This window comes from Pantoea sp. GM_Pan_4 (genome assembly GCF_026541005.1).
GTDB lineage: Bacteria > Pseudomonadota > Gammaproteobacteria > Enterobacterales > Enterobacteriaceae > Pantoea > Pantoea dispersa.
Window position 1 is genome coordinate 220,826 of sequence record NZ_JALNUZ010000005.1, and the last position, 22,402, is coordinate 243,227.

A 22,402-nucleotide genomic window follows, 5' to 3' on the forward strand; every position below is an offset into this window, starting at 1 on the left:
TTTGAGGAAGCTATGTTACTAATTTTACGCACGTTGATCGTTGTGATTTATTCGATTCTGGTTTGTATATTTGGCAGCATCTGGTGTCTGTTTTCACCGCGTAATCCGCGCCACGTGGCGACCTTTGGTCACATGTTTGGTCGTCTGTCGACGGTGTTTGGCGTCAAAGTCGAACTGCGTAAACCGGCTGATGCCGAAAGCTACGGCAACGCGATTTACATCGCTAACCATCAGAACAACTACGACATGATTACCGCCGCCAATATCGTGCAGCCGACCACGGTCACGGTGGGCAAGAAAAGCCTGCTGTGGATCCCGTTCTTCGGCCAGCTTTACTGGCTGACCGGTAACCTGCTGATTGACCGCGATAACCGCGCCAAAGCGCACGGCACCATCGGCGAGCTGGTGGCGCAGTTTAAAAAGAAGAAAATTTCCTTCTGGATGTTCCCGGAAGGGACGCGCAGCCGCGGACGCGGTCTGCTGCCGTTCAAGACCGGCGCGTTCCATGCGGCGGTGGCGGCGGGCGTGCCGATCATCCCGGTGGTGGTCTCTAACACCCACGGCAAAATCAAACTGAATCGCTGGAACAATGGCTTAGTGATCGTAGAAATGCTGCCGCCAGTGGATACCACGCAGTTTGAAACCACGTCGGTACGTAAACTGGCGACCCACTGCCGTGAATTAATGTCTGCTAAGCTGGAAGAGTTGAACGCTGAAGTCGCCGAACGCGAAAAAAACGGTAAAATCTAGCCGGCAAAAAATGGCTCACCCGCAGCGCGCCATGGCTCGATCTGTCGGGTGCATTGATTTGTTGCGGATCCCGCCATTTGTAGGGTGCGCATTGATATGCAGCAGGTCTCGCCGTTTGTAGGGTGCGCATTCATGCGCACCGCGTCCCGGATGCGCACTGACCTGACCCGGACACACAGCCGCGCCTGTCGGGCGCTTCACAACACGATTAAAAATAACAACATGGACACGGCGTCTTCACGCCACGCTCAAAAGGTCTGAAGTTTTATGTCTTGCAGCAGACGTCAGTTTATTCAGCTTTCTGCCGGTATGGCGCTGGCTTCCAGCGTTATGCCTTACGCCGCCCGCGCCGCCGCGCCATTGGGCGATGTGCCTTTGCCGGTGCCGCCGCTGATCGAATCACGCCGCGGTCAGCCGCTGTTCCTCACGCTGCAGCGCAGCCACTGGTCCTTCAACGGCAACAGCAACAAAGTGCCGGTGTGGGGCATTAACGGCCTGTACCTTGGCCCGACAGTGCGCGTTTACAGCGGCGATGATGTCAAACTGATCTACAGCAACCGCCTCAATGAACCGGTAGCGATGACCGTCAGCGGTTTGCAGGTGCCGGGCGCGCTGATGGGCGGTGCGCCGCGCATGATGTCCGCCGGCGTAGACTGGGCACCGGTGCTGCCGATTCGTCAGGGCGCAGCCACGCTGTGGTATCACGCCAACACGCCGAATCGCATGGCGCCGCACGTCTATAACGGCCTGGCAGGCATGTGGCTGATCGAAGATGACATCAGCAAAGCGCTGCCGCTGCCGAAGCATTATGGCGTCGATGATTTCCCGCTGATTATTCAGGACAAGCGCCTCGATAACTTTGCCACGCCGGTTTATAACCCACCGTCGGACGGTGGTTTCCTTGGCGATACGCTGCTGGTTAACGGCGTGCAAAACCCGTATGTCGAAGTGTCGCGCGGCTGGGTGCGTTTGCGCCTGCTGAATGCGGCCAATGCGCGCCGTTTCGATCTCAGCTTTAGCGACAACCGGCCGTTTACGGTGATCGCCAGCGATCAGGGCTTCCTGCCCGCGCCGGTAGCGGTGCAAACGCTGTCGCTCGCACCGGGCGAACGCCGCGAAGTGCTGGTGGATATGTCGCAGGGCGATGAAGTGTCGATCACCGCAGGCACGGCGGCAGGCATCATGGATCGTCTGCGCGGGCTGTTTGAGCCGTCATCGATTCTGACCAATACGCTGGTGCTGACGCTGCGCCCGACCGGCCTGCTGCCGCTGGTGACCGACAACCTGCCGATGCGCCTGCTGGCGGATCAGATTCTCGATGGCGTGGCGGTGCGCACGCGTGAATTCCGCCTCGGCGACGGCACGCCAGGGATTAACGGTGTGCTGTGGGACATGAATCGCATCGATACTACGGTGCAGCAGGGCACCTTTGAGCGCTGGATCATTCACGCCGACCGTCCGCAGTCGCTGCATATTCAGGGCGTGATGTTCCTGATTAAGAGCGTCAACGGCGCGCAGTCGATGGGAGAAGATCGCGGCTGGAAAGATACGGTCTGGGTGGACGGTGATGTCGAACTGCTGGTGAGTTTCCCGCAGAGTTCGTCAGAGCATTTCCCGTTTGTCTATTACAGCCAGACGCTGGAGCTCGCCGACCGCGGCACGGCAGGGCAGATGGTGGTGAATCCGGTCGGGTGAGGTGCGTGGTTCCCCTCACCCTAACCCTCTCCCGCCAGCGGGAGAGGGAACCGTTTTGTGCCGTATTACCCACAGGCACACCGCTTCAGATTCGCGCGGACATCTCCCTCTCCCGCGTGCGGGAGAGGGCCGGGGTGAGGGGGCAAACCGCACCCTTCACCCATCGCATCCTTAACCCACGTCACCCATTAAACTCTTCCGGATCCGGTCCCAGTCGCTTGCCTTTATCCAGCTTCGCGATCTCGCTCACTTCTGACTTATCCAGCCGGAAATCAAACACCTGGAAGTTCTCCTGAATGCGTGCCGGCGTCACCGACTTCGGAATCACCACCAGGCCGCTGTCCAGATGCCAGCGAATTACAATCTGTGCCGGCGTCTTACTGTACTTCTTCGCCAGCTCGCGAATGATCTCCTGATCAAACACGCCTTCACCGCCCTGCGCCAGTGGGCTCCACGACTCGGTCTGAATCTGATGCAGCGCATTCCACGCATGCAGCGTGCGCTGCTGCAGCATCGGATGTAGTTCAATCTGATTCACCACCGGCGACACGCCGGTTTCATCAATCAGCCGCTTGAGGTGCGCTTCATGGAAGTTACACACGCCGATGCTTTTCGCCAGGCCCTGCTGCTGCAGTTCCACCATTTTCTTCCACGCATCGACGTAGTGATCTTTCTGCGGACACGGCCAGTGCATCAGATACAGGTCCACCTGCTCCAGCTGCAGCTTCTTCAGGCTGGTCTCCATCGCCTGTTCAACGTTCTGCTGGTCATCATTCCACAGTTTGGTGGTGATAAAGATCTCATCGCGCGCCACGTCGGTTTCCTGCAGCGCCTGGCCAATCGCCTCTTCATTTTTATACGCGGCGGCGGTATCGATGGAGCGATAGCCGACCTTCAGTGCTTCCAGCACCGCGTTGCGCGCTTCATCAATGCTGGCCTGCCAGACGCCAAGGCCGAGTTGCGGCATCATGTTGCCGTCGTGCAGTTTAATCCGGGGTTGCTCTGCCATAGTGACTCCTTATCGGTTGCAGTGACTTACCGTAGAAACGATGTGCTTAAGTCTAGTCAACAAACCTGACCTGAGGATCATTGTGGCAACCGAACGGCACTTTCGCCCGGTGCAATCCTGCAAAAATCTTGCCTGATTCTCCAGCCATCTGGAGCTTTATGCAGCAATGCGGCACACTGCGTTTTTTGCTGCCCGAGAGAGTGCCATGCCGAACGATGCCCTTTGCCGCCAGCTGGCGCAGCGCGTGATCACGCTGATGCGCGAGCCACAAAAGCCGCTGTGTGCGGTGGAAAACGTGCGGTTAATCTACGCAGAGGAACCGCTGCCTCGTACGCCGATGTTGTATCCGGCGGGCATCGTGATCCTGTTTCAGGGACACAAAACCGGCTACCTCGGCAGCACGGTGTTTCGCTACGACGCCACCAAATATCTGATGCTCACCGTCACGCTGCCGGTGGAGTGCGAAACTGACGCCACGCCGCAGCAGCCGCTGGCCGGCATGAGTCTCACCGTGGATCCGGCCAGTTTGCAGGATCTGCTGTTAAGCATTGGCGATGACGAGCAGTTTCAGCCTCAGCCGCAAACCTCCGGCATTCACTCTGCGTTTCTTAGCGAGGAGATGCTGTGCGCCGCGGAACGGCTGCTGGATGTGATGGATAAACCGCGTGACGCCCGCGTGCTCGGCCCGCAGCTGGTGCGTGAAATCATCTATTACGTACTGACCGGGCCGATTGGCGGCGCGCTGCTGTCGCTGGTCAATCGCCAGACGCAGTTCAGCCAGGTGGCCCGGGCGCTGCGCCGCATCGAGAATCACTTTGCCGAAAGCCTGAGCGTGGAAATGCTGGCGGCGGAGGTCAACATGAGCGTCTCGGCGTTTCACCATAACTTTAAGGCGGTGACCCAGACGTCGCCGCTGCAATATCTCAAGCGTTACCGGCTGCATCAGGCGCGGTTAATGATGCTGCAGGATGGGCTGAAGGCCAGCGCCGCCGCCGTGCGCGTCGGCTATGAAAGCCCGTCACAGTTTTCGCGGGAGTTTAAACGGTACTTTGGCGTGACGCCGGGAGAAGAGGCGAGCCGCGCGCGCCAGACCGGGGCGCTGCTGCCGTTTGACGCCGCCTGAAGCGGCGGCGCTTTACAGAGGCTCAGGCTTTCTGGCGACGCTTTTTCCAGATCACCACAATGCTGCCGCCGAGGCCGAGAAACAGCAGCACAATAGGCAGCACCATCAGGATCGCCATCACCTGATCTTCGTGGCGCTTGATAAACGGCACCTGGCTGATGCCATAGCCCATCGCCACCACAATCCCGACCCACAGCGCGCCGCTCAGCCAGTTGAAGAACTGAAAACGCCCGTTCTGCAAACCCGAAATGCCCGCCATGGTGGGCAGCAGCGTACGCACAAAGGCCAGAAAGCGGCCAACCAGCAGTGCCATCAGGCCGTGGCGGTTGAACAGGTGCCAGGCGCGCTGATGGTACTGCGCTGGCAAATGCATCAGCCAGCTTTTGACGATTTTAGTATTACCAAGCCAGCGCCCCTGCAGATAGCTCAGCCAGCAGCCGAGGCTGGCAGCGGTGGTCAGAATCACCATGGTCGGCACAAAATCCATCACGCCTTTGGCGATCATCGCGCCTGCCAGCAGCAGCAGGCTGTCGCCGGGCAGGAACGAGGCAGGCAGCAAACCGTTTTCCAGGAACAGCGTCAGAAACATCACGCCGTAGACAATCCACACTACATCCGGATTGGCCAGCGCGGCAAAATCCTGATGCCACAGCGCCTGGACAATCTCATGTAAAACACCCATCAGCTATCCCATCGAGTCACAAGGCTTGTATTTTAACCGTCCGGGACGGCGTAATCGTTGATCTCCGCTACGCCGCACCGGATGGTTTAAGTTTGGTTTATCTTTTTACGCTTTCAGGCGGGCAAAACCGGCTTTCAGGTCATCCAGCAGATCGTCAACGTGCTCGAGCCCGATATGCAGACGCACCAGCGTGCCGTCAAAATCCACGCCGCCCGCCGGACGAATTGCCGCCAGCTCTTCCGGCTGGTTCGCCAGAATCAGCGATTCAAAGCCGCCCCACGAGTAGGCCATACTGAAATGGTGGAAGCGATCGAGATAATTTGCCAGCTGCGCCGGGGTGAGTTTTTCATGCAGGATGAATGAGAACAGCCCGCTGCTGCCGCTGAAGTCGCGCCGCCAGAATTCGTGGCCTTTGCACTGCGCCAGCGCCGGATGGTTGACGCGCGCCACTTCCGGCTGTGCCGCCAGCCATTCGGCCACGCGCAGGCCACTCTCTTCATGCTGACGCAGACGCGTAGCCAGCGTGCGCAGGCCGCGGCTGGCCATGTACGCGGTGTCTGCATCCACCATCTGACCCATCAGGTAGGAGTTTTCGCGCAGCTGCGCCCAGCAGCGTTCGTTGGCCACCGCAGTGCCGATCATCGCATCGCTGTGGCCGATGATGTATTTGGTGCCGGCCTGGATCGAAATGTCGATGCCATGCTCCAGCGCGTTAAACAGTACGCCCGCCGCCCAGGTATTATCAATCATGATCACCGCGTCTGGCGCTTTGGCGCGCACCGCCGCGACAATCGCCGGAATATCCTGTACTTCCATGGTGATGGAAGCCGGTGATTCGAGGAACACCACGCGGGTGTTCGGCTGTACCAGCTCGCCGATTTCACTGCCGATGCAGTGATCGAACCAGGTGGTGGTGACGTTAAGCTTCGCGAGAATTTTGGTGCAGAAATCCTGGGTGGGTTCGTACACCGCGCCGCTGACCAGAATGTGATCGCCACTGGTGACAAACGCGAGGATGGCATTGGCGACCGCGGCCGCACCGCACGGATAGAGCACGCAGCCGGCGCCGCCTTCCAGTTCGGTCATCGCATCCTGGAAGGAGAAATGGGTGAGGGTGCCGCGCCGGCCATAAAACAGTTCACCGCTGGCGCGTCCGGCGGTGGCGCGTTGTTTGTCCGCGACGGAGTCAAAAACCAGTGAGGATGCGCGCTGAATGACGCTATTAACCGAGCCCTGAGTGTAACGTTTGCTGCGTCCCGCGGTGACAAGCCGGGTATCAATTTTTTTCGTTGCCATCACTGCCTTTCCTGACACGTCTCACAAAGCATCCAACTTACCACGAATCGCGGCGCGGGGTTGAGCCCGTTTGCCGAATATCAGAGTGACGCCAGCACAATCATGGAAAGAGGCTGGTTGTGGCTTTTATTACGCGGCGGAAAAGCAAAGCGCAATAAATTGCGCCGCTACAACCCGTGCGGGATGTTCGTCCATGCCAGTTGCACCATTCCGCAAACCGCATCTAACCGTAGCGGCGCGATTTATCGCGCAACCGTGCCTGTTGCTCCATCCCGCAAATCGCACCAAATCGTAGCGGCGCGATTCATCGCGCAACTGTGTCTGTTGCTCCATTCCGCAAATCGCACCGAACCGTAGCGGCGCGATTCATCGCGCAACCGTGCCTGTTGCTCAATTCCGCAAATCGCACCGAACCGTAGCCGCACAATTCATCGCGCAACCGTGCCTGCTGCTGCATCCCACAAACCGCACCCAACCGTAGCGGCGCGATTTATCGCGCTAAACATTGCGCCGTATCAATTCAGCGGGTTACAGCTTTGTAAATAGTAATGAGAACCACTATCACTTCGGTCGGTTTTTTTGCTATGATCCGCGCTTCAATCGTGAACGGTGCAACAGAAGTCGGAGACGCAGCGTGGTAGCCAGTGACTTGATGCAAACGGACCTGTCCGTTTGGGGCATGTATCAGCATGCCGATATCGTGGTAAAAATTGTGATGATCGGCCTGTTGCTGGCCTCGGTCGTTACCTGGGCGATTTTCTTTGGCAAATACGCGGAGCTGAGCGGGGCGAAACGTCGCCTGAAGCGCGAACAGCTGGCGCTGGGCGAAGCGCGCTCACTGAATGACGCGTATCGCGCGGCCGAAAACTTCAAAGCCAACAGCCACAGTGCCGTGCTGCTCGCCGACACGCGTAACGAACTGGAACTCTCCGCCGGCAGCGAAGACCTCGACGGCATCAAAGAGCGCACCAGCTTCCGCCTTGAGCGTCGCGTCGCGGGCTTCAGCCGCCATGCCGGTCGCGGGAACGGCTTCCTCGCCACCATCGGTTCCGTCGCGCCGTTTATCGGTCTGTTCGGCACCGTGTGGGGCATCATGAACAGCTTTATCGGTATCGCGAAAACCCAGACCACCAACCTCGCGGTGGTGGCACCGGGCATCGCGGAAGCGCTGCTGGCGACGGCGATTGGCCTGGTGGCGGCAATCCCGGCGGTGGTGATCTACAACGTCTTCGCCCGCATGATTGCCAGCTACAAAGCTTCGCTCGGCGACGTGGCGGCGCAGGTGCTGCTGCTGCAGAGCCGCGATCTGGACCTTGGCAACGTCGATACCGCAAAAGAAGTTAACCGTCCGGCGGCGGCCCAGAAACTGCGCGTAGGATAAGTATTATGGCGATGCGTTTAAACGATGATGCGGTCGGCGATGGCGAAATGCACGAAATCAACGTGACGCCGTTTATCGATGTCATGCTGGTGCTGCTGATCATCTTCATGGTTGCTGCGCCACTCGCCACGGTGGATGTGCGCGTCAATCTGCCTGCTTCCACCAGCGCGCCGCAGCCGCGTCCGGAGAAGCCGGTTTATCTGTCGATCAAAGCGGATAAACAGATCTACATCGGTAACGATGCAGTGACCAAAGAGACGCTGGTGAATGCGCTCACCGCGCAAACCGAAGGTAACAAAGAGACCACCATCTTTTTCCAGGCGGACAAATCGGTCGATTATGAAACGCTGATGTCAGTGATGGATCAGCTGCGTGAAGCGGGTTATCTGAAGATTGGTTTGATGGGCATGGAGACGGTGAAGAAATAGTTTCACCGGCGTAATACCAGCACCATAACTGTAGGGTCGTCATTCATGACGACCTTTTTTATTGTGGCGGCCGGAGCAGGCCGCCATGTCATTATGCGGTGGCGAACCGCGGTTAAACCAGATTCACCGTTACGCCGTCCTGCACCAGCAGTTCCGCGTCGCCGTGGCTGAACACGTGGTACTGGCTGCCGGCGATGGTGACGGTGCCCGCCTGCTGCGTCCAGCCGCTGACCGCTTCGCCTTCCGGCAGAATGTCGCTGAGCTGCACGCTGTCGCCGGCCTGGCCGCTGACGCGCAGCTGGGTTTTGCCGTCGTCAATGAACAGGCCCTGCTGACCGGCTTCCACCACGTCGCTGAGCGTCAGGCTGAGCGGGGCGAGCGCGTTGATTTCCACCTCGCCCGGCGGCGTGGCGTCCACGACGATGCTGTACGCCGGCAGGCCAGCGTCGTAAGCGCCGTAGCTGACGCTGAGGCTGTGCGAGTCATCGCTGAGCTCTGGCGTGATAAAGCGCCAGTTGCCGTCTGCGCCGACCTGCACGCTGCCGATCAGCGTGCTGCCGTCGTAGACGTTGAGCATGCTGTTAGCCTCGGCGACGCCGCTCAGCTCCGGCTGGCGGTCGTTAGTGATGCCGCCGTTGCTGACTTCGCCGATATACAGCGCCACGTCGTCATACACGCGGAGGATCTCTGGCGTGTGCTGGCCGCCCGGCATCAGGACGAGCTCGAAGGTATCGCTCCACTGGCTGTCGCCCTGCGCCTGCGCTGCAAACGACCAGACGCCGTACTCCAGCGCCGGCGGCGTGAAGCTCCAGTTGCTGTCCGCGCCCACCGTCACCACCACGGAATGGGTGAACTCGCCAGCAATGCCGTAGCGCACCACCACGGTGCTGTTGGCTTCGCCGCGCCCGCTAAGGGTTGGCGTGGTGTCATCGGTGAGCGCACCGCTCAGCAGCGTGCCGGTGACCGGCCCGAAATCGTCGGTGGCGTGGGTCAGCGTGGCGTGCAGCGCGTCGCTGCCGGCGAAGGCGATATCGAGCGTAAAGCTGTCGCTCCAGCTGCCTTCCTGACCGGCGCGGAACTCCCAGTTGCCGGCGTCCAGCTCAGCCGGTGGCGTCCAGCTCCAGCGGGTGCCGTCGATCTGCGCCGCGCCGCCGTCAACCCACTCGCCGCTGGCGTTGCGGTACTGCACGAAAACCGTGCTGCCCGCCGGGGCGCTGCCGTGCAGCTGCGGCGTGGCGTCGTCGGTGAGCGCGCCGCTCAGCAGCGAACCGGTGACCGGGCCGGCGTCATCCACCGCGTGGGAAATGACCGTGGCGGCAGCGCCGTCGCGACCAATCAGCAGCTCAAACGGCGCAGAAGGTTCGCCCTCGCGCAGCTTGCCGTTAAAGGTTTCGACCGCCACCAGCGTCAGCTGATGGGTGCCGTCGCTCAGGTCGGCGTCCGGCTCCAGCGTCCAGATACCGGTGATGGCGTCGGCCTGCGCGCTGCCAATCACCGTATCGCCCTCTTTGAGGTACACCACCGTGCCCTTTTCGGCGACGCCGGTCAGGGTAGGGCGGCGATCGTCGGTCATGCGTCCGGCGTCGAAGCTGCCGGTGATATCGCCCTGGTCATCGTACATATTGAGCAGGCGCGGCGCGTCCGGCGCCGTGTAGTCGACCACCTGGATGAACTGGGCGGGGTCACCGATGTTGCCGGCGGCATCAATCATGCGCACCGACACGATGTGTTCGCCCGGCGTCCAGTCGGCGGGCGGCGTCCAGCTCCAGCGGCCGTCCGGGCCGACACTGACTGTGTACGGCTTGTTGCCGTCGATGACGATTTCCGCGAAGCCGTTGCGCGCCTGCGGACTGGTGCCGCTGTAGCCGCGGCGCGGATCGTCGGTGTAGCGGTAAGATGCATTAAGAATCTGGTTCATGATGGCTCTCCCTTACACCAGCTCGGTTTTCACGCCGTCCTGCACCAGCAGCTCAGCGTCGCCGTTGCTCCAGACATGGTACTGGGTGCCGGCGATAGTGACGGTGCCAGCCTGCTCGGCCCAGCCGTTTTGCTCACTGCCTTCTGGCAGGATGTCTTCGAGGCGCACGGTGTCGCCCTGATTGCCGTTAACGATAATTTGTTTAGTGGCATCATCAATCGCCAGGTTCTCACTGCCGTGCCTCAGCACATCCTGCAGGCTGAGCGTCAGGGCGTTATTGCCGGCGTTGTCCATCTGGATCACGCTGGTTTTGCTGCCGTCCTCCACCTGGTCGGCAAAAATCACCGTCTGATCTTCGCTGTTGACCAGCAGTTGATAGAGCTGATTATTGGCGTCGAAAACCTGGATCGGATCATAGAGGTCGTTTTCATCAAACAGGTACAGTTTGCCGCCGTTGGTGTTGACCTCCGGATGAACGTATTCGCCCCATTTGATGTCGTCAATCGTAAAGCCGATATCACTATCGTCCGTTGCGGTTTCCTGGCCCAGCACCAAATCGATATGACCGATCTTTTTACCGGGTGGTGCGATAAACTGATAGGTGTCCGGAGGTGTTGTTGTTCTGGAACCCACGGTTGCAATCATTTCACGATAGAGAACTTCACCGGTTGTGGAATAAACAATAATTTCATGCTGATTGGCTGAGTGGACAGCGCTCAGCGCAAATTCGACCTTATCCGTATTGCCAAAGTCATACGTGTACGTTGAGTTGTCGCCTAATATAAATGCACGATGATTAACCGCGCCAATAGAAATTTTGGATGCTCCTATATTTGAAACTACACCTTCATGTGCTTTTCCGGAAAATTTAACGCCGCCCGATAACGTGTTAACTTGGCTCATGTCGAACTTGAAGTCAACGGCATATTGATCGAATGACTCCAGGCCAGAATCGACGTTTTCACCCCATGCGATGTTATCAATGGCGAAGCCCTCACTGGTATTGCCGGGAATACTATCGTTTGCAACAATAAATTCGATGTGTGAAATGCTGCTTCCTGGTGGTGCGAAATATTCATAATGCTTTATTTTTGATTCGGTTTCTGGTAGGTATCCCTCATGCAAAATAGAGCCGTCTGTTGAGTATATTATGATTTTATGGGTATTCCCTTTATCTAAATAGCTCAAATCAAAAGAAAACTTGTCTGTCTTTCCAAAGTTGAATTCATATGATGAGTTCCCGCCCATGTAGAAAATTTTGCTTTTTTCAACAACTTTCCCGGCAGATATAATAAGGTCTGAACCGTAAATTGTTTTAACAAACAACCCGCTTTTCAGACGTTCTCCGCCCCTATGAAATAAATATCCAGCGTCGTAATCTTCAAGGTTATCAAATCCATGGTTATAATTTTTTATTTCATCTTCCGAATAACGCTTGGTGATTATGTTGTCAATTGCGAAAATATTTTTGGCACCTTTTAAATGAAGCTCAACATAACTTATTTCAATATCACCGGAGAAGTAGTGTAGCACTTCACGGGCTTCATTACGTGTATCGGTAGCGTATACGCGGCCAATCTCTTTACCATTAGCATCATAAAAGCTAACGTATGAATCAGCTCCCTCCCAGTCTATGGCAGTTAGTTCAAAATAGTTAATTTTTTCAGCTAACGTTATTTTCTGGACGGTTTCTATATTGGGATTCATATTATCAATGATAAGGCTTTTCCCATAAATAGCATTATCTTCAACACGGGTTTTCACCTTTTCATGATTATTGAATTTGAAGTTGAGATCGCCATAAATGAAATCTTTAGTCATGTCTCCTGGAATTATTGATTCAAAATCATAAGATTTAACTATTACTTCATGTTCAACAACTCGCAGCGCATAATCTGCACTATAGCTGTTGCCATTGGTGGTTTTCGCCCTGAAATCCCAGTTACCATATTCCAGCTCGTCTTTCGGCGTAAACGACCAGCGGCCATTCGCATCCGCAACCGTTGACCCGCTATGCCAGGTTTTGCCGTCGCGTGAGTACTCAACCTGCACAACCGCATTCGCCTCGGCACTGCCGCGCAGCTCCGGCTGAGTATCATTGGTCAGCCCGCCCGATTTCACCTCACCGGTGATTTTGCCCACATCATCCCAGGCCATAGATATTTCTGGGGCGACGCTGCCCGGCGCCACAATCTGCAGCCCAAACGGTTTACCGTTCGTATCACGTGTGCCAGACGTTCCCGCCTGGAACTCATACGTCCCTGGAGAAAGGCGGTCAGTTTCATACTCCCAGCGACCATCGGCGCCGGCAGTCACGCTGTCCAGCAGTTCCCATGCGCCCAGCACATTGCGATAGTGGATATACACCAGGCTGTTAGACTCGGCGCGGCCGTGCAGGTTTGGCGTGCGGTCATCGGTAATCGCGCCGTTGCCGAGCATGCCAGTGAACGGGCCAAAGTCATCGTAAGCGTGAGTGATTTCCGTTTTTGCCGCCGGTGCGAGATCGATATCCAGCTTAAATTCGTCGGTCCAGCCGCTGCCGGCGTTGGCGCGGAATTCCCAGTTACCGGCACCCAGCGCCGGGTTTGGTGTCCAGCTCCAGCTGGTGCCGTTCATTACCGCATTGCCGCCATCGATCCATTCACCTTTATCGTTGCGGTACTGAATGCGCACCACGCTGCCTTCCGGCGCGCTGCCGCGCAGCTCTGGCGTGGTGTCATCGGTGATGCCGCCGCTTTTCAGTGAGCCGGTCAGGCTGCCAGCATTATCGATAGCCTCAATGATTTTGGCCACGCCGCCCGGATCGCTCGGCACGTCGCCGTCTTTTCCGATGGTAATGTTAAACTCATCGGATACTTTGCCCTCACGCACCTTACCGGCGAAGGTTTCCGCCGCCACCAGCGTCAGGTTGTGACGACCATCCGCCAGATCCACCGTCGGCTCCAGGGTCCACAGACCGGTTTTCTCGTCAGCTTTGGCGCTGCCGATCACGGTGTTGCCCTCTTTCAGGTACACCACGGTGCCTTTTTCGGCGATACCGGTCAGGGTCGGGCGGCGGTCATCGGTCATTTTACCGGCGTCAAAGCTGCCGGTGATGGCGCCCTGATCGTCGTACAGGTTGAGCAGCGTCGGTGCGGCCGGCGGCGTGGTGTCAACGATCAGCGTGCGCTGCGTTGGCGTGCTGAGGTTACCGGCGGTATCGATGGTCATAAAGGAGAGGCTGTATTCGCCGTCGGTCAGCGCTTCCGGTGGCGTCCACTTCCAGCTGCCGTCCTGCGGGTTGATGTCGACAAAGAAATTCCTGTCGCCAAGCGTAATCATTACCTGGCCGCCTTTACCCACTTCTGAATCGATTTTACCGAAAAACGTTGGGGTGTTGGTGTCGCGCTCGAGGTACTTCACCTCTTTAAAATCAAACAGAACCATGGAGATTATTCCTGTGTTTTACGTTGGGTTTATTGCAGCAAAGCCCGCTGCGCCTTGTTATAGAGGGCGCATTTTGTAATAGATGACGTAAAACGCTGTATGAGACCTGTCCCGAAGCGAGAAAAGTCCGAACGGATGAAAGGCCGGGGAAAGAGGGCAGGGTGATGCCGTGCTACGCGCACGGCATCGGGGGTTACACCAGCTGTAATTGCACGCCATCCTGCACCAGCAGTTCGGCGTCGCCGTGGTTCCAGACGTGGTATTGCGTGCCGGCAATGGTCAGGGTGCCGGTCTGCTGCGTCCAGCCATCAACCGCTTCGCCTGTTGGCAGAATATCCTGCAGCTGCACGCTGTCGCCCGGCTTGCCGTTCACCAGCAGCTGGGTGCTGTCATCCTCGATGAACAGCCCTTTGCCACCTTCGCTCAGCAGCTGGTGCAGCGTCAGCGCATCCGGCTGGGCTTCATCCTGCTGCCCGAACGCGGCATCAGGGCTGACGTCGAGCACGAATTTGCTGCTCCAGTTGCTCTTCATCTCACCGGTCGAGGCGCGCGCCTGATATTCCCACACGCCAGGCTGATGCAGATAAGGTGAGGTGAAGCTCCACTTGCCGTCGGCATCGACCAGCACGCTGCCGGCGTGGCGCAAACCTTCGCCCTGCACGCCATATTCGATCTCAATCACCTGGCCCGGCGTGCCGCTGCCGTGCAGCGTTGGCGTGGTGTCATCGGTTGAGTCGTGCTGATAAACCGGCCCCTGCAGCGGGCCCGCGTTGTCCCAGGCGTAGTCGATGGTCGGTTCCAGCGGCGCGCCGGGGATCACCAGCAGTTCAAACTTATCGCTCCACGCGCTGGCTTTACCATCGGCCACGCCGCGCGAGCGGAAACCCCATTCGCCAAAATAGGTCAGTTCGAAGCCGGCGAACTGCCAGTTGCCCTGCGCATCGACCATCACGCTGCCCGCGCTGTGCCAGCCGCTGTTACTCAGGTTGTACTCAATCTCAACGATGCTGCCCGGCGCACCGCGACCTTCCAGCACCGGCGTTTTATCGTCGGTGGTACCGCGATGGTACACCTGGCCGGTATGGGCGCCGGTATCGTCACGCGCGCAGTCGATAGCCGGACGCAGATTTTCCAGCGCCGACATATTAAGGCTGAAATCCGGGCGGTAGTCGTCTTTGCTGTTCTCGTAGGAGGCATAGAAGGTGTAGATGCCGTCACCGCTGATCATCGCGCGTGACTGAATCACCCAGTCGCCGTTGGCATCAGTTTTAACGCTGCCTTTATAGCCGATGCCGCCGTGATCGTTCTGTGCGAACAGATAAACGATGCTGTTCGGCTCCGCGCGACCCACGATCAGCGGCGAGAAGTCGTCGGTGGTGGAACCGCTGGCGAGCTGGCCCTGCACGATGCCGACATCGTCAATGGCGTAGCTGATGGTCGGCGGCACCGGTCCGCTCTCAACCACGGTGACGTCGAAGTGGTCAGAAGGTTCGCTGACGCGGCCAAACTCGTCGGTCGCGGTGACGGTTAGCTGATGCCCGCCCGCGCCCAGCAGCGGCTCCAGCGACCATTCGCCGCTTTTACTGGCCACGGTGCTGCCAATCAGCCTGTCGTGATCGTACAGCCGCACCGTGCTGCCCGGCAGCGCATAGCCCTGCACTTTGGGTGTGGTGTCATCAATGGTGTGACCGCGCCCGACCGGGCCGGTTTCGCTGCCAACGTCATCAAACAGCGCGGTGATCGCCGGTTTGTCCGGCACCGAGAGCGCGACGTCAACAGAGAACGGATGCGGCTCACCGCTGTCGCTGATGCACGCCACCATGTCATGGCTGCCTTCGCTCAGCGAGAACGGCGGCTGAAATGACCAGCTGCCGTCGGCGGCAATCGGCGTGCTGTAGCGGTGATCGTTGATAATGAATTCAATGACTTCACCGGCCTGCGCCGGCAGGCTGCCGCTCAGCAGCGGATAAGGTGTGCCCACTCGCAAGGTATTAATGGATGAAAAGGGGTCAAAGCTGAGAGGTGTTAGCATAAGTATTCTCCACCAAAATCATCAACGGCGTGATTACCGTTGCCTGCCCAGCATAACGGGGGAGGGGATGGCGGCATGTACCAGAATCGTCTCGTTTCTAAGACTGATCTTAATAAGTTCTGCTAATGAAAAAGGCATTAAAAAAAGCAGGATAAGGCTCATGATATTTCTTGCCGGGGTTTGATATCGCTGAATTTATGCTACTGATAAGGTCGATAGTCTGTGCTGCACTTGTCACCTGGAAAGCCCAGAATTATTAACTTTCCTCATAAGCTGATCGGACCGGCTGTGTTAACTATTTGTTACCTTTGTTTGTACTTTTGTAAAGTGCAATGGTGAACAGGATCACATCTATTCACGCGCCGGCAGGCTAAAACAGGAGAAAAACCAGGAAGGACGATATGAGCTCAAGTCACGCTTTACAAAAGTCATCGCAGGGCGGTGCCAAAACCATCTTTAGCGTTACCAGCGGTAACTTTCTTGAGATGTACGATTTTATGGTGTTTGGCTACTACGCCACCGCCATTGCAAAAACCTTTTTCCCGGGCGACGATCCGTTCGCCTCGCTGATGCTGACGCTGATGACCTTTGGTGCCGGCTTCCTGATGCGTCCGCTCGGGGCGATTATACTGGGGGCCTACATTGACCATCACGGCCGACGCAAAGGGCTGCTGCTGACGCTCGGCCTGATGGCGCTCGGTACGCTGACCATTGCACTGGTGCCAGGCTACGCCACGCTGGGCGCGGCGGCACCGATTCTGATTCTGCTGGGTCGCCTGCTGCAGGGCTTCTCGGCGGGCGTGGAGCTGGGCGGCGTCTCGGTTTATCTGTCTGAAGTGGCTCCCAAAGGCCGTAAAGGCTTTTACGTCAGCTGGCAGTCAGGCAGCCAGCAGGTAGCGGTAATCTTTGCCGCGCTGCTGGGGCTGGGGCTTAATCATCTGCTGGCGAAGGACGCGGTGACCGAATGGGGCTGGCGTATTCCGTTTGTGGTCGGCTGTCTGATTGTGCCGTTCCTGTTCTGGATTCGCCGCATGCTGGAAGAGACTGAAGCCTTCAGCCAGCGCAAATCGCACCCGTCGATGGGCCAGATTGTGCGTTCCGTGGGACAGAACTGGGCGCTGGTGCTGGCCGGCATGCTGATGGTGGTCACCACCACGGTGATGTTCTACATGATTACCGCGTTCACCCCGACCTTTGGTAAAACCGTGCTGATGATGAGTGACAAGCAGAGCTTCCTCGTGACGCTGTTTGTCGGCATCTCTAACCTGTTCTGGCTGCCGGTGATGGGCGCGCTGTCGGACCGCGTTGGGCGGCGACCGCTGCTGATTACCTTTACCGTGTTGATGATCCTGACGACCTGGCCGGTGCTGCACGGGCTGGTGGGATCGCCGACCTTTGCGCATCTGGTGGAAGCGGAGCTGTGGTTATCGTTCCTGTACGCCAGCTATAACGGCGCGATGGTGGTGTATCTGGCGGAGATCATGCCGGCTGAAGTGCGTGCTTCGGGCTTTTCGCTGGCCTACAGCCTGGCGACCGCGCTGTTCGGTGGTTTTACGCCGGCGATTTCGAGCTATCTGATTCATGCTACAGGCGATAAAGCGATGCCGGGCGTCTGGCTGTCGTTTGCCGCGGTGTGCGGCCTGGTAGGCACGCTGCTGATCGGCCGTATGGTGAAACAGTACCAGGCGCGGCACAGCGCAACGGTAGTGGGCGCGTCGCTGTAGTTAGAATTGGTATGCGCTGGCCCTCACTTTAACATTCTCCCACTTGCCCTCACCCTAACCCTCTCCCGCACGCGGGAGAGGGAACCGCTCGGTGCGGTTTCGCAGACCTGCACTTCACCTCAACACTCGCTTGGTTGGCTCCTTCTCCCGCTGGCGGGAGAAGGCGGGGGATGAGGGGGCAAGCATGCTCCTGCTCTGCGCGCTGGCCCTCACCCTAACCCTCTCCCGCACGCGGGAGAGGGAACCGCTCGGTGCGGTTTCGCAGACCTGCGCTTCACCTCAACACCCGCGCGATCGGCCCCTTCTCCCGCTGGCGGGAGAAGGCGGGGAATGAGGGGCAAGCCAGCTCCTGCTCTGCCTGCTGGCCCTCACCCTAACCCTCTCCCGCACGCGGGAGAGTGAACCGCTCGGTGCGGTTTCGCAAACCTGCGCTTCACCTAAACATCCACCCGGTCGGCTCCTTCTCCCGCTGGCGGGAGAAGGCGGGGGATGAGGGGGCAAGCATGCTCCTGCTCTGCGCGCTGGCCCTCACCCTGACCCTCTCCCCCACGCGGGAGAGGGAACCGTTCAGTGCGGTTTGCAGACCTGCGCTTTACCTCAACCCCCGCTCAATCGGTCCCTTCTCCCGCCAGCGGGAGAAGGCGGGGGATGAGGGTGCCAGCGAGCTACTGCTCTGCGCGCTGGCCCTCACCCTAGCCCTCTCCCGCACGCGGGAGAGGGAACCGCTCGGTGCGGTTTCGCAGAACTGCGCTTCACCTCAACGCCCGCGCGATAGGCCCCTTCTCCCGCTGGCGGGAGAAGGCGGGGGATGAGGGGACAAACCCACTCCATACCCGCCCGCTAAAACGCCACATCCACCACCACGCTATCGCTGTAATTCCCCGCTGCGGGCGTATTCTGCGTAGTCAGAATCTGCGCCGTATAGGTAAAGTTGCGCGTCACGGTATCCGCGTTGAGCGATGTCGAGGTCGCGCTGCTCCAGCGGTCGCTGCCGCTCGGACCCCAGCGATTAGTGGTAGTGGTGCCTTTATAAATATCGTACGCCAGCCGGTTGGTGCCGCTCGCCATCTGCCGCGTGGTGCCGCTGAAATAGCTGCCATTGCTCAGTCCCACCGTATACGTGCTGCCCTTTGAACACACCACGTTAATCGTCTGCTGCACGGTTGAAAAACTGCCGACCAGCGGCGCACTGCCGAAGCTGACGTTCGGCGCCGTAATCGTGGTGCAGTCGTTGGTGATCACCATATTCACGGTGATCGGCATCGCCGTCCCGCTGCTGCTCTGCACCGTGCCGACGCACGCGCCTGCCACATTCAACCCGGCGCACACGTTATAACTCACCGTCAGCGTGATGGTGGTGGTGTAACTGCCGGCGGCAATCACCTGGCCGGGCACGGTACGGAAATAGAGTGGAATGACAAAATTGAGGCTGTTGCCGAGCGCCAGCAGCGCGGAAGAGTTCCAGCGATAGCTGCCGCCCTGGCGCAACTCGGTGGCACAGGCGCTGTCGATGCACAGCTGAATCGGCACGTTATCGGTGCCGCTGGCCGATGCCTTCATGGTGGCGCGCGTGCCGCTCAGGTAGTTGGCGGTGGTAAACGCATAGGCGACGTAATCGCTGCCCAGCAGGTTGAGCGTGCCGGTGCCGCAGTTAACGTTGGTGTTACTGGAGGTATTGACCGCCGTCGACTGCACGTAAAACGTGGTTTGCGTGCCAAAGCTGGCGCTGGGGGCCGAAAGCGAACAGAGCGCGTAGCTGCTGGCCGGCAGCAGCCACAGCAGCAAGAACAGAAATTTCATCATGGCGAGATCCCTGACTGTGAGTTGTTGGCGGCATTCACGGCCGTACCAGGCGCGGCAGCCGGCAGCGGGCAGGTGAGTGGACCGTAAGTCTGCAGCGCTTTAGGCTGGCCCTCAGCGATAGCCAGCGTGGTCTCGCACTGGCGGCCGTCCGGCGTCACCACGCGCATCGGGTTGCTGGCGCTGAGATCTTCCATCCACACGAGGCCGTCCCAGCCGACATATTCGGTGGCGCGATCGCGGCGCAACACCTGGCTGGAGACCGGCAGCGGCTGGCCGTTGCTGTCGTGCAGGATCACGCTGGCGGCGCGCAGGCGCTCCACCGGGAAATTCAGCAGATAGCCACTTTTACGCTTCACCGCGAAGCGCTGCTCCACTTTGGGCGCGGTCATGTCAGCCGGCAGATCGAGGGTATCGATATCGTACTTCGCGCCGTAGTAGCTGCTGATGGACGGCACCAGCAAATAGCCGGCGTCATCGGTGCGGCCCATCGTCTGGTTTTCGTAGCGCACCATCACGTCCGGATAGCGGGTTTTCACCACCACAAAGGCATCGTTGATGTTGTTGGCGGCGAACACATGGTTGTCCATCAGCACCAGCGAGCCGGTGAAATCGGCCCACTGCGTGGTGTTGTCATCGTCACCGTAAAAGCCGGCGGAAGTATCAATCTTGTTGTTGCGATAGCGCAGGCTGCCCTGACGATAATCGCCGCTGTCGCCGCCCTGATGCGCCCATGACGCATCGTAAGCAAAACCGCCGTCGCTCGGCATGGCGCGCGACACGTACAGGCGCTGATTGCTTTGTCCCTGCTGATCGCGCTCGACGCTGATCGATGCGCTGCTCTGTTCGCCAAACGGAATCACCAGCGAAATCGCGCCGCTCCAGTCGCCCTGTTGCTGGTCGCGGCTGGCGGAGATGTACAGACTGCTGTTGCCCCACAGGTTTTTACTCCACGATAAATTCCACAGGCGGGTGCGATCGCCGCTGCCGCCGGCGATGTCCAGATACGCCAGACCGAGGCTGCCGTACTGGCTGAGCGACAGGCTGGCGGTGTACTGCGCGCTGCGTCTGGCGAGCGAATAGCTGGTATTGGCGCTGTCGCCGCGGCTGCCGACCAGCGCCAGGTTGCCGAAATCCGCGCTGCGCAGCGTGTGCTGGGTGCCGAGGCTGAACCAGCTGTTGTTGTACTGGTAACCCCAGCTGTACTGGGTGCCGGGCCTGCCGTCCAGCTGGCTCTGCGCCAGCGCGGCGTTGATGACGCCCAGGCTGCCCAGCTTCACCAGCGCGCCGGCACCGCCCATCGCCACGTCGCTGCTGCCTTCGGCGTGCGATTCCAGCGTCAGCCAGTCGCGCAGGCCGTAACGATAGGATCCGCTGGCCGCCGCTGCGCCGTAATCAAAGTTTTTGATGCCGTAGTTCTCGCGAATCGCCCCGGCGGAGAAGGCGTAATCAGACAGGCCGGTTTTCAGCAGGCTGCTGGAGACGTAGAACGGCAGCGTCGTCGTCACCTTACGACCGACCGCGTCGGTGGTGGTGATCACCGCATCGCCCGCCCCATTAACGAACGGCACATTGGTCAGCGACCACGGCCCCGGCTGCACGTTGGCCTGCGCGCTGCGGTAACCATTGATAAACAGATCGACTGACGACGGCACCGCCGCCTGGCCGCTAAAGGCCGGCAGCGGATAAGTGACCAGATCCGGTCGCACGCTGAAGTCACGCGCGATCTGCACGCCGCCAAGGCGCACGCTGTTGCTCCAGCCCAGCGCATCCGTAATCAAATCCCCGGCGCGCCAGCTCAGCGCGGCGTTCTCGTTCTCGTTGCTGTACCAGGTGTCGTAGCGAATATAACCCTGCTGCTGGCCGCTGGTGTCGCCCGCAATCTGCTGAATATAGACACCGTTACTGGAGAACTGGCCGGCCGGACCGAACAGGCGTAGCTCGTTCCAGCTGGAGAGGCGCGAACCGGCGTTGTCGGTGCGCGTGGCGTAGAGGTCGTAGTTGAGCAGCGCGCCGTTGCTGGCCTGACCGGGGTAGCGTGGGCCATTTTGCGGCTGACCGAGCGTCTGCTCTGGCAGCCAGGCGGGCGGTACCGTCAGCAGCAGGCGCTGGCGGCGTTCATCGTATTCCACTTTGACCTCCCCCAACTGACCGGGAGCGACCTGTTCGCCAGCCAGCTTCGCCGCCGGAATGCCGGCACGGTGCAGATCGCCGCTGCGCAGCCAGAACTCACCGTCACGCCGCTCGACCGGCACAATCTCGCCTCGTTCGCGCTGGTTCACCACCAGTTCCAGCATGTATTGCTGGCCGCTGGCGCTGTGGCTGACGGCAGGCGGCGGTGGCAGCTCAGAGAAAGTCTCTGCGCTGCTCAGCGGGGAAAAGCACAGCACGCTGGTCACCGCCAGCGCGCAGGGAGGCGGCGTCAGCTTCATCAGCGCGCGGCAGCGCTGCGCCAGTGAGTTTTATTCACCTCGGCCGCGAGTTCACCGCTCACCGGGCTGTTCAGCGGCCAGCGGTGGCTGCTGTTAGCCAGCACATAGCCAAACAGGCCGTTGCCGAGCGCGCGACCGCCGACGGTGACGTTGCTCAGGCGCGCGTGGCCGTTGCCGCGATTGGTCAGCTCCAGCCAGCGTTTGCCGTCGCGGCTGACCTGACGCCAGCTAAGATCGGCTTTGGCGCTGTCGCGCGTCAGGCCATCGCCATAGACAAACAGCGGCACCGAGTAGCGCATCTGAAACGTCAGCCCGGCCTGATTCTCGCCCGGCGAGCGCGGCGTCGGGATCTCATCCAGCACCACGCGATAGGCTTGCTCTTCGCCCGCGGGCGGCGCGCTCTGGCGAATCAGGCGCACCAGCTGCTTCTGCCCCGGTTCCAGCCGTACCATCGGCGGGCTGGCGACCACCTGCTGCTGCGTTTGATACTGTTCCTGGCCGTCAATCTGCTGCCAGTTGAAAATGCGCACCTGCATGATGGTGGTGGCGTTACCGCGATTCTCCAGCCACAGTTCGCTGGCTTTTTCCTGTGGATTGATGGCGGGATCGATCGGCCAGATCATCAGCGAGTTGGCCGCGAAGCTGGCGGGCGACAGGGCCAGAAGAAACCACAGAAGCAGGGCGCGCAGGCTCATCATCTTTCATC

15 protein-coding genes are annotated in these 22,402 nt (G+C 59.2%); 6 read left to right on the forward strand and 9 right to left on the reverse strand.

All coding sequences use genetic code 11. The features are described 5' to 3' along the window. The first annotated feature begins 12 nt into the window (after positions 1 to 12). Positions 13 to 750 carry a 1-acylglycerol-3-phosphate O-acyltransferase gene (locus tag OXR61_RS13760; RefSeq protein WP_021509595.1) on the forward strand — a complete coding sequence of 246 codons (738 nt, stop codon included), beginning with the start codon at positions 13 to 15 and terminating at the stop codon, positions 748 to 750. A gap of 267 nt (positions 751 to 1,017) precedes the next feature. Continuing rightward, a complete protein-coding gene (gene ftsP, locus OXR61_RS13765; RefSeq protein WP_031280127.1) occupies positions 1,018 to 2,445 on the forward strand; it encodes a cell division protein FtsP in 1,428 nt (475 codons plus the stop codon). Positions 2,446 to 2,626: 181 nt separating this feature from the next. Here ftsP and dkgA read toward each other — a convergent pair whose 3' ends face one another. After that, positions 2,627 to 3,454 carry a 2,5-didehydrogluconate reductase DkgA gene (dkgA, locus tag OXR61_RS13770; RefSeq protein WP_021509593.1) on the reverse strand — a complete coding sequence of 276 codons (828 nt, stop codon included), beginning with the start codon at positions 3,452 to 3,454 and terminating at the stop codon, positions 2,627 to 2,629. Between the two features lie 205 nt (positions 3,455 to 3,659). On the opposite strand from dkgA, the gene OXR61_RS13775 reads away from it, so the two are divergent. Then, positions 3,660 to 4,577 (forward strand): AraC family transcriptional regulator, encoded by a 918-nt coding sequence (locus OXR61_RS13775; protein WP_021509592.1) that lies wholly within the window; start codon positions 3,660 to 3,662, stop codon positions 4,575 to 4,577. 22 nt (positions 4,578 to 4,599) lie between these two features. Here OXR61_RS13775 and OXR61_RS13780 read toward each other — a convergent pair whose 3' ends face one another. Continuing rightward, positions 4,600 to 5,259, reverse strand: a complete 660-nt coding sequence (locus OXR61_RS13780; RefSeq protein WP_021509591.1) for a DedA family protein — start codon at positions 5,257 to 5,259, stop codon at positions 4,600 to 4,602. Between the two features lie 105 nt (positions 5,260 to 5,364). Then, positions 5,365 to 6,555 carry a cystathionine beta-lyase gene (gene metC / locus OXR61_RS13785; protein ID WP_021509590.1) on the reverse strand — a complete coding sequence of 397 codons (1,191 nt, stop codon included), beginning with the start codon at positions 6,553 to 6,555 and terminating at the stop codon, positions 5,365 to 5,367. Between the two features lie 652 nt (positions 6,556 to 7,207). Between metC and exbB the strand changes: the two genes are divergently transcribed. Both exbB and exbD read left to right on the forward strand, forming a co-directional pair. Beyond that, positions 7,208 to 7,936: a tol-pal system-associated acyl-CoA thioesterase gene (gene exbB, locus OXR61_RS13790; RefSeq protein WP_031280126.1), complete on the forward strand. Its 729-nt coding sequence runs from the start codon at positions 7,208 to 7,210 to the stop codon at positions 7,934 to 7,936. Between the two features lie 5 nt (positions 7,937 to 7,941). Continuing rightward, positions 7,942 to 8,364, forward strand: coding sequence for a TonB system transport protein ExbD (gene exbD / locus OXR61_RS13795; protein WP_021509588.1), 423 nt, complete (start codon positions 7,942 to 7,944; stop codon positions 8,362 to 8,364). A 112-nt stretch (positions 8,365 to 8,476) separates the two neighbouring features. Here exbD and OXR61_RS13800 read toward each other — a convergent pair whose 3' ends face one another. The 3 genes from OXR61_RS13800 to OXR61_RS13810 form a co-directional block, all read right to left on the reverse strand. Further along, positions 8,477 to 10,282, reverse strand: coding sequence for an Ig-like domain-containing protein (locus OXR61_RS13800; RefSeq protein WP_021509587.1), 1,806 nt, complete (start codon positions 10,280 to 10,282; stop codon positions 8,477 to 8,479). Between the two features lie 12 nt (positions 10,283 to 10,294). Further along, a complete protein-coding gene (locus OXR61_RS13805) occupies positions 10,295 to 13,708 on the reverse strand; it encodes an Ig-like domain-containing protein (protein WP_267412333.1) in 3,414 nt (1,137 codons plus the stop codon). A gap of 193 nt (positions 13,709 to 13,901) precedes the next feature. Continuing rightward, positions 13,902 to 15,740 (reverse strand): Ig-like domain-containing protein, encoded by a 1,839-nt coding sequence (locus OXR61_RS13810; protein ID WP_052022895.1) that lies wholly within the window; start codon positions 15,738 to 15,740, stop codon positions 13,902 to 13,904. Positions 15,741 to 16,141: 401 nt separating this feature from the next. On the opposite strand from OXR61_RS13810, the gene OXR61_RS13815 reads away from it, so the two are divergent. After that, a complete protein-coding gene (locus OXR61_RS13815) occupies positions 16,142 to 17,464 on the forward strand; it encodes an MFS transporter (protein ID WP_021509584.1) in 1,323 nt (440 codons plus the stop codon). 840 nt (positions 17,465 to 18,304) lie between these two features. Here OXR61_RS13815 and OXR61_RS13820 read toward each other — a convergent pair. Genes OXR61_RS13820 through OXR61_RS13830 form a run of 3 tightly spaced genes read right to left on the reverse strand, consistent with a single transcriptional unit; the run spans position 18,305 to position 22,391 of the window. Next, positions 18,305 to 19,267, reverse strand: coding sequence for a spore coat U domain-containing protein (locus OXR61_RS13820; RefSeq protein WP_267412334.1), 963 nt, complete (start codon positions 19,265 to 19,267; stop codon positions 18,305 to 18,307). Next, positions 19,264 to 21,696 carry a fimbria/pilus outer membrane usher protein gene (locus OXR61_RS13825; protein ID WP_021509581.1) on the reverse strand — a complete coding sequence of 811 codons (2,433 nt, stop codon included), beginning with the start codon at positions 21,694 to 21,696 and terminating at the stop codon, positions 19,264 to 19,266. The genes OXR61_RS13820 and OXR61_RS13825 overlap by 4 nt, the downstream gene beginning before the upstream one ends. After that, a complete protein-coding gene (locus OXR61_RS13830; RefSeq protein WP_040679918.1) occupies positions 21,696 to 22,391 on the reverse strand; it encodes a molecular chaperone in 696 nt (231 codons plus the stop codon). Before OXR61_RS13830 ends, OXR61_RS13825 begins: the two co-directional genes overlap by 1 nt. Positions 22,392 to 22,402: the final 11 nt, after the last annotated feature.

Bases quoted from the DNA above. Each gene is read 5' to 3' on its own strand.
- OXR61_RS13760 (WP_021509595.1), top strand. From the start codon at position 13: ATGTTACTAATTTTACGCACGTTGATCGTTGTGATTTATTCGATTCTG.
- ftsP (WP_031280127.1), top strand. From the start codon at position 1,018: ATGTCTTGCAGCAGACGTCAGTTTATTCAGCTTTCTGCCGGTATGGCG.
- dkgA (WP_021509593.1), bottom strand. From the start codon at position 3,454: ATGGCAGAGCAACCCCGGATTAAACTGCACGACGGCAACATGATGCCG.
- OXR61_RS13775 (WP_021509592.1), top strand. From the start codon at position 3,660: ATGCCGAACGATGCCCTTTGCCGCCAGCTGGCGCAGCGCGTGATCACG.
- OXR61_RS13780 (WP_021509591.1), bottom strand. From the start codon at position 5,259: ATGGGTGTTTTACATGAGATTGTCCAGGCGCTGTGGCATCAGGATTTT.
- metC (WP_021509590.1), bottom strand. From the start codon at position 6,555: ATGGCAACGAAAAAAATTGATACCCGGCTTGTCACCGCGGGACGCAGC.
- exbB (WP_031280126.1), top strand. From the start codon at position 7,208: ATGCAAACGGACCTGTCCGTTTGGGGCATGTATCAGCATGCCGATATC.
- exbD (WP_021509588.1), top strand. From the start codon at position 7,942: ATGGCGATGCGTTTAAACGATGATGCGGTCGGCGATGGCGAAATGCAC.
- OXR61_RS13800 (WP_021509587.1), bottom strand. From the start codon at position 10,282: ATGAACCAGATTCTTAATGCATCTTACCGCTACACCGACGATCCGCGC.
- OXR61_RS13805 (WP_267412333.1), bottom strand. From the start codon at position 13,708: ATGGTTCTGTTTGATTTTAAAGAGGTGAAGTACCTCGAGCGCGACACC.
- OXR61_RS13810 (WP_052022895.1), bottom strand. From the start codon at position 15,740: ATGCTAACACCTCTCAGCTTTGACCCCTTTTCATCCATTAATACCTTG.
- OXR61_RS13815 (WP_021509584.1), top strand. From the start codon at position 16,142: ATGAGCTCAAGTCACGCTTTACAAAAGTCATCGCAGGGCGGTGCCAAA.
- OXR61_RS13820 (WP_267412334.1), bottom strand. From the start codon at position 19,267: ATGATGAAATTTCTGTTCTTGCTGCTGTGGCTGCTGCCGGCCAGCAGC.
- OXR61_RS13825 (WP_021509581.1), bottom strand. From the start codon at position 21,696: ATGAAGCTGACGCCGCCTCCCTGCGCGCTGGCGGTGACCAGCGTGCTG.
- OXR61_RS13830 (WP_040679918.1), bottom strand. From the start codon at position 22,391: ATGAGCCTGCGCGCCCTGCTTCTGTGGTTTCTTCTGGCCCTGTCGCCC.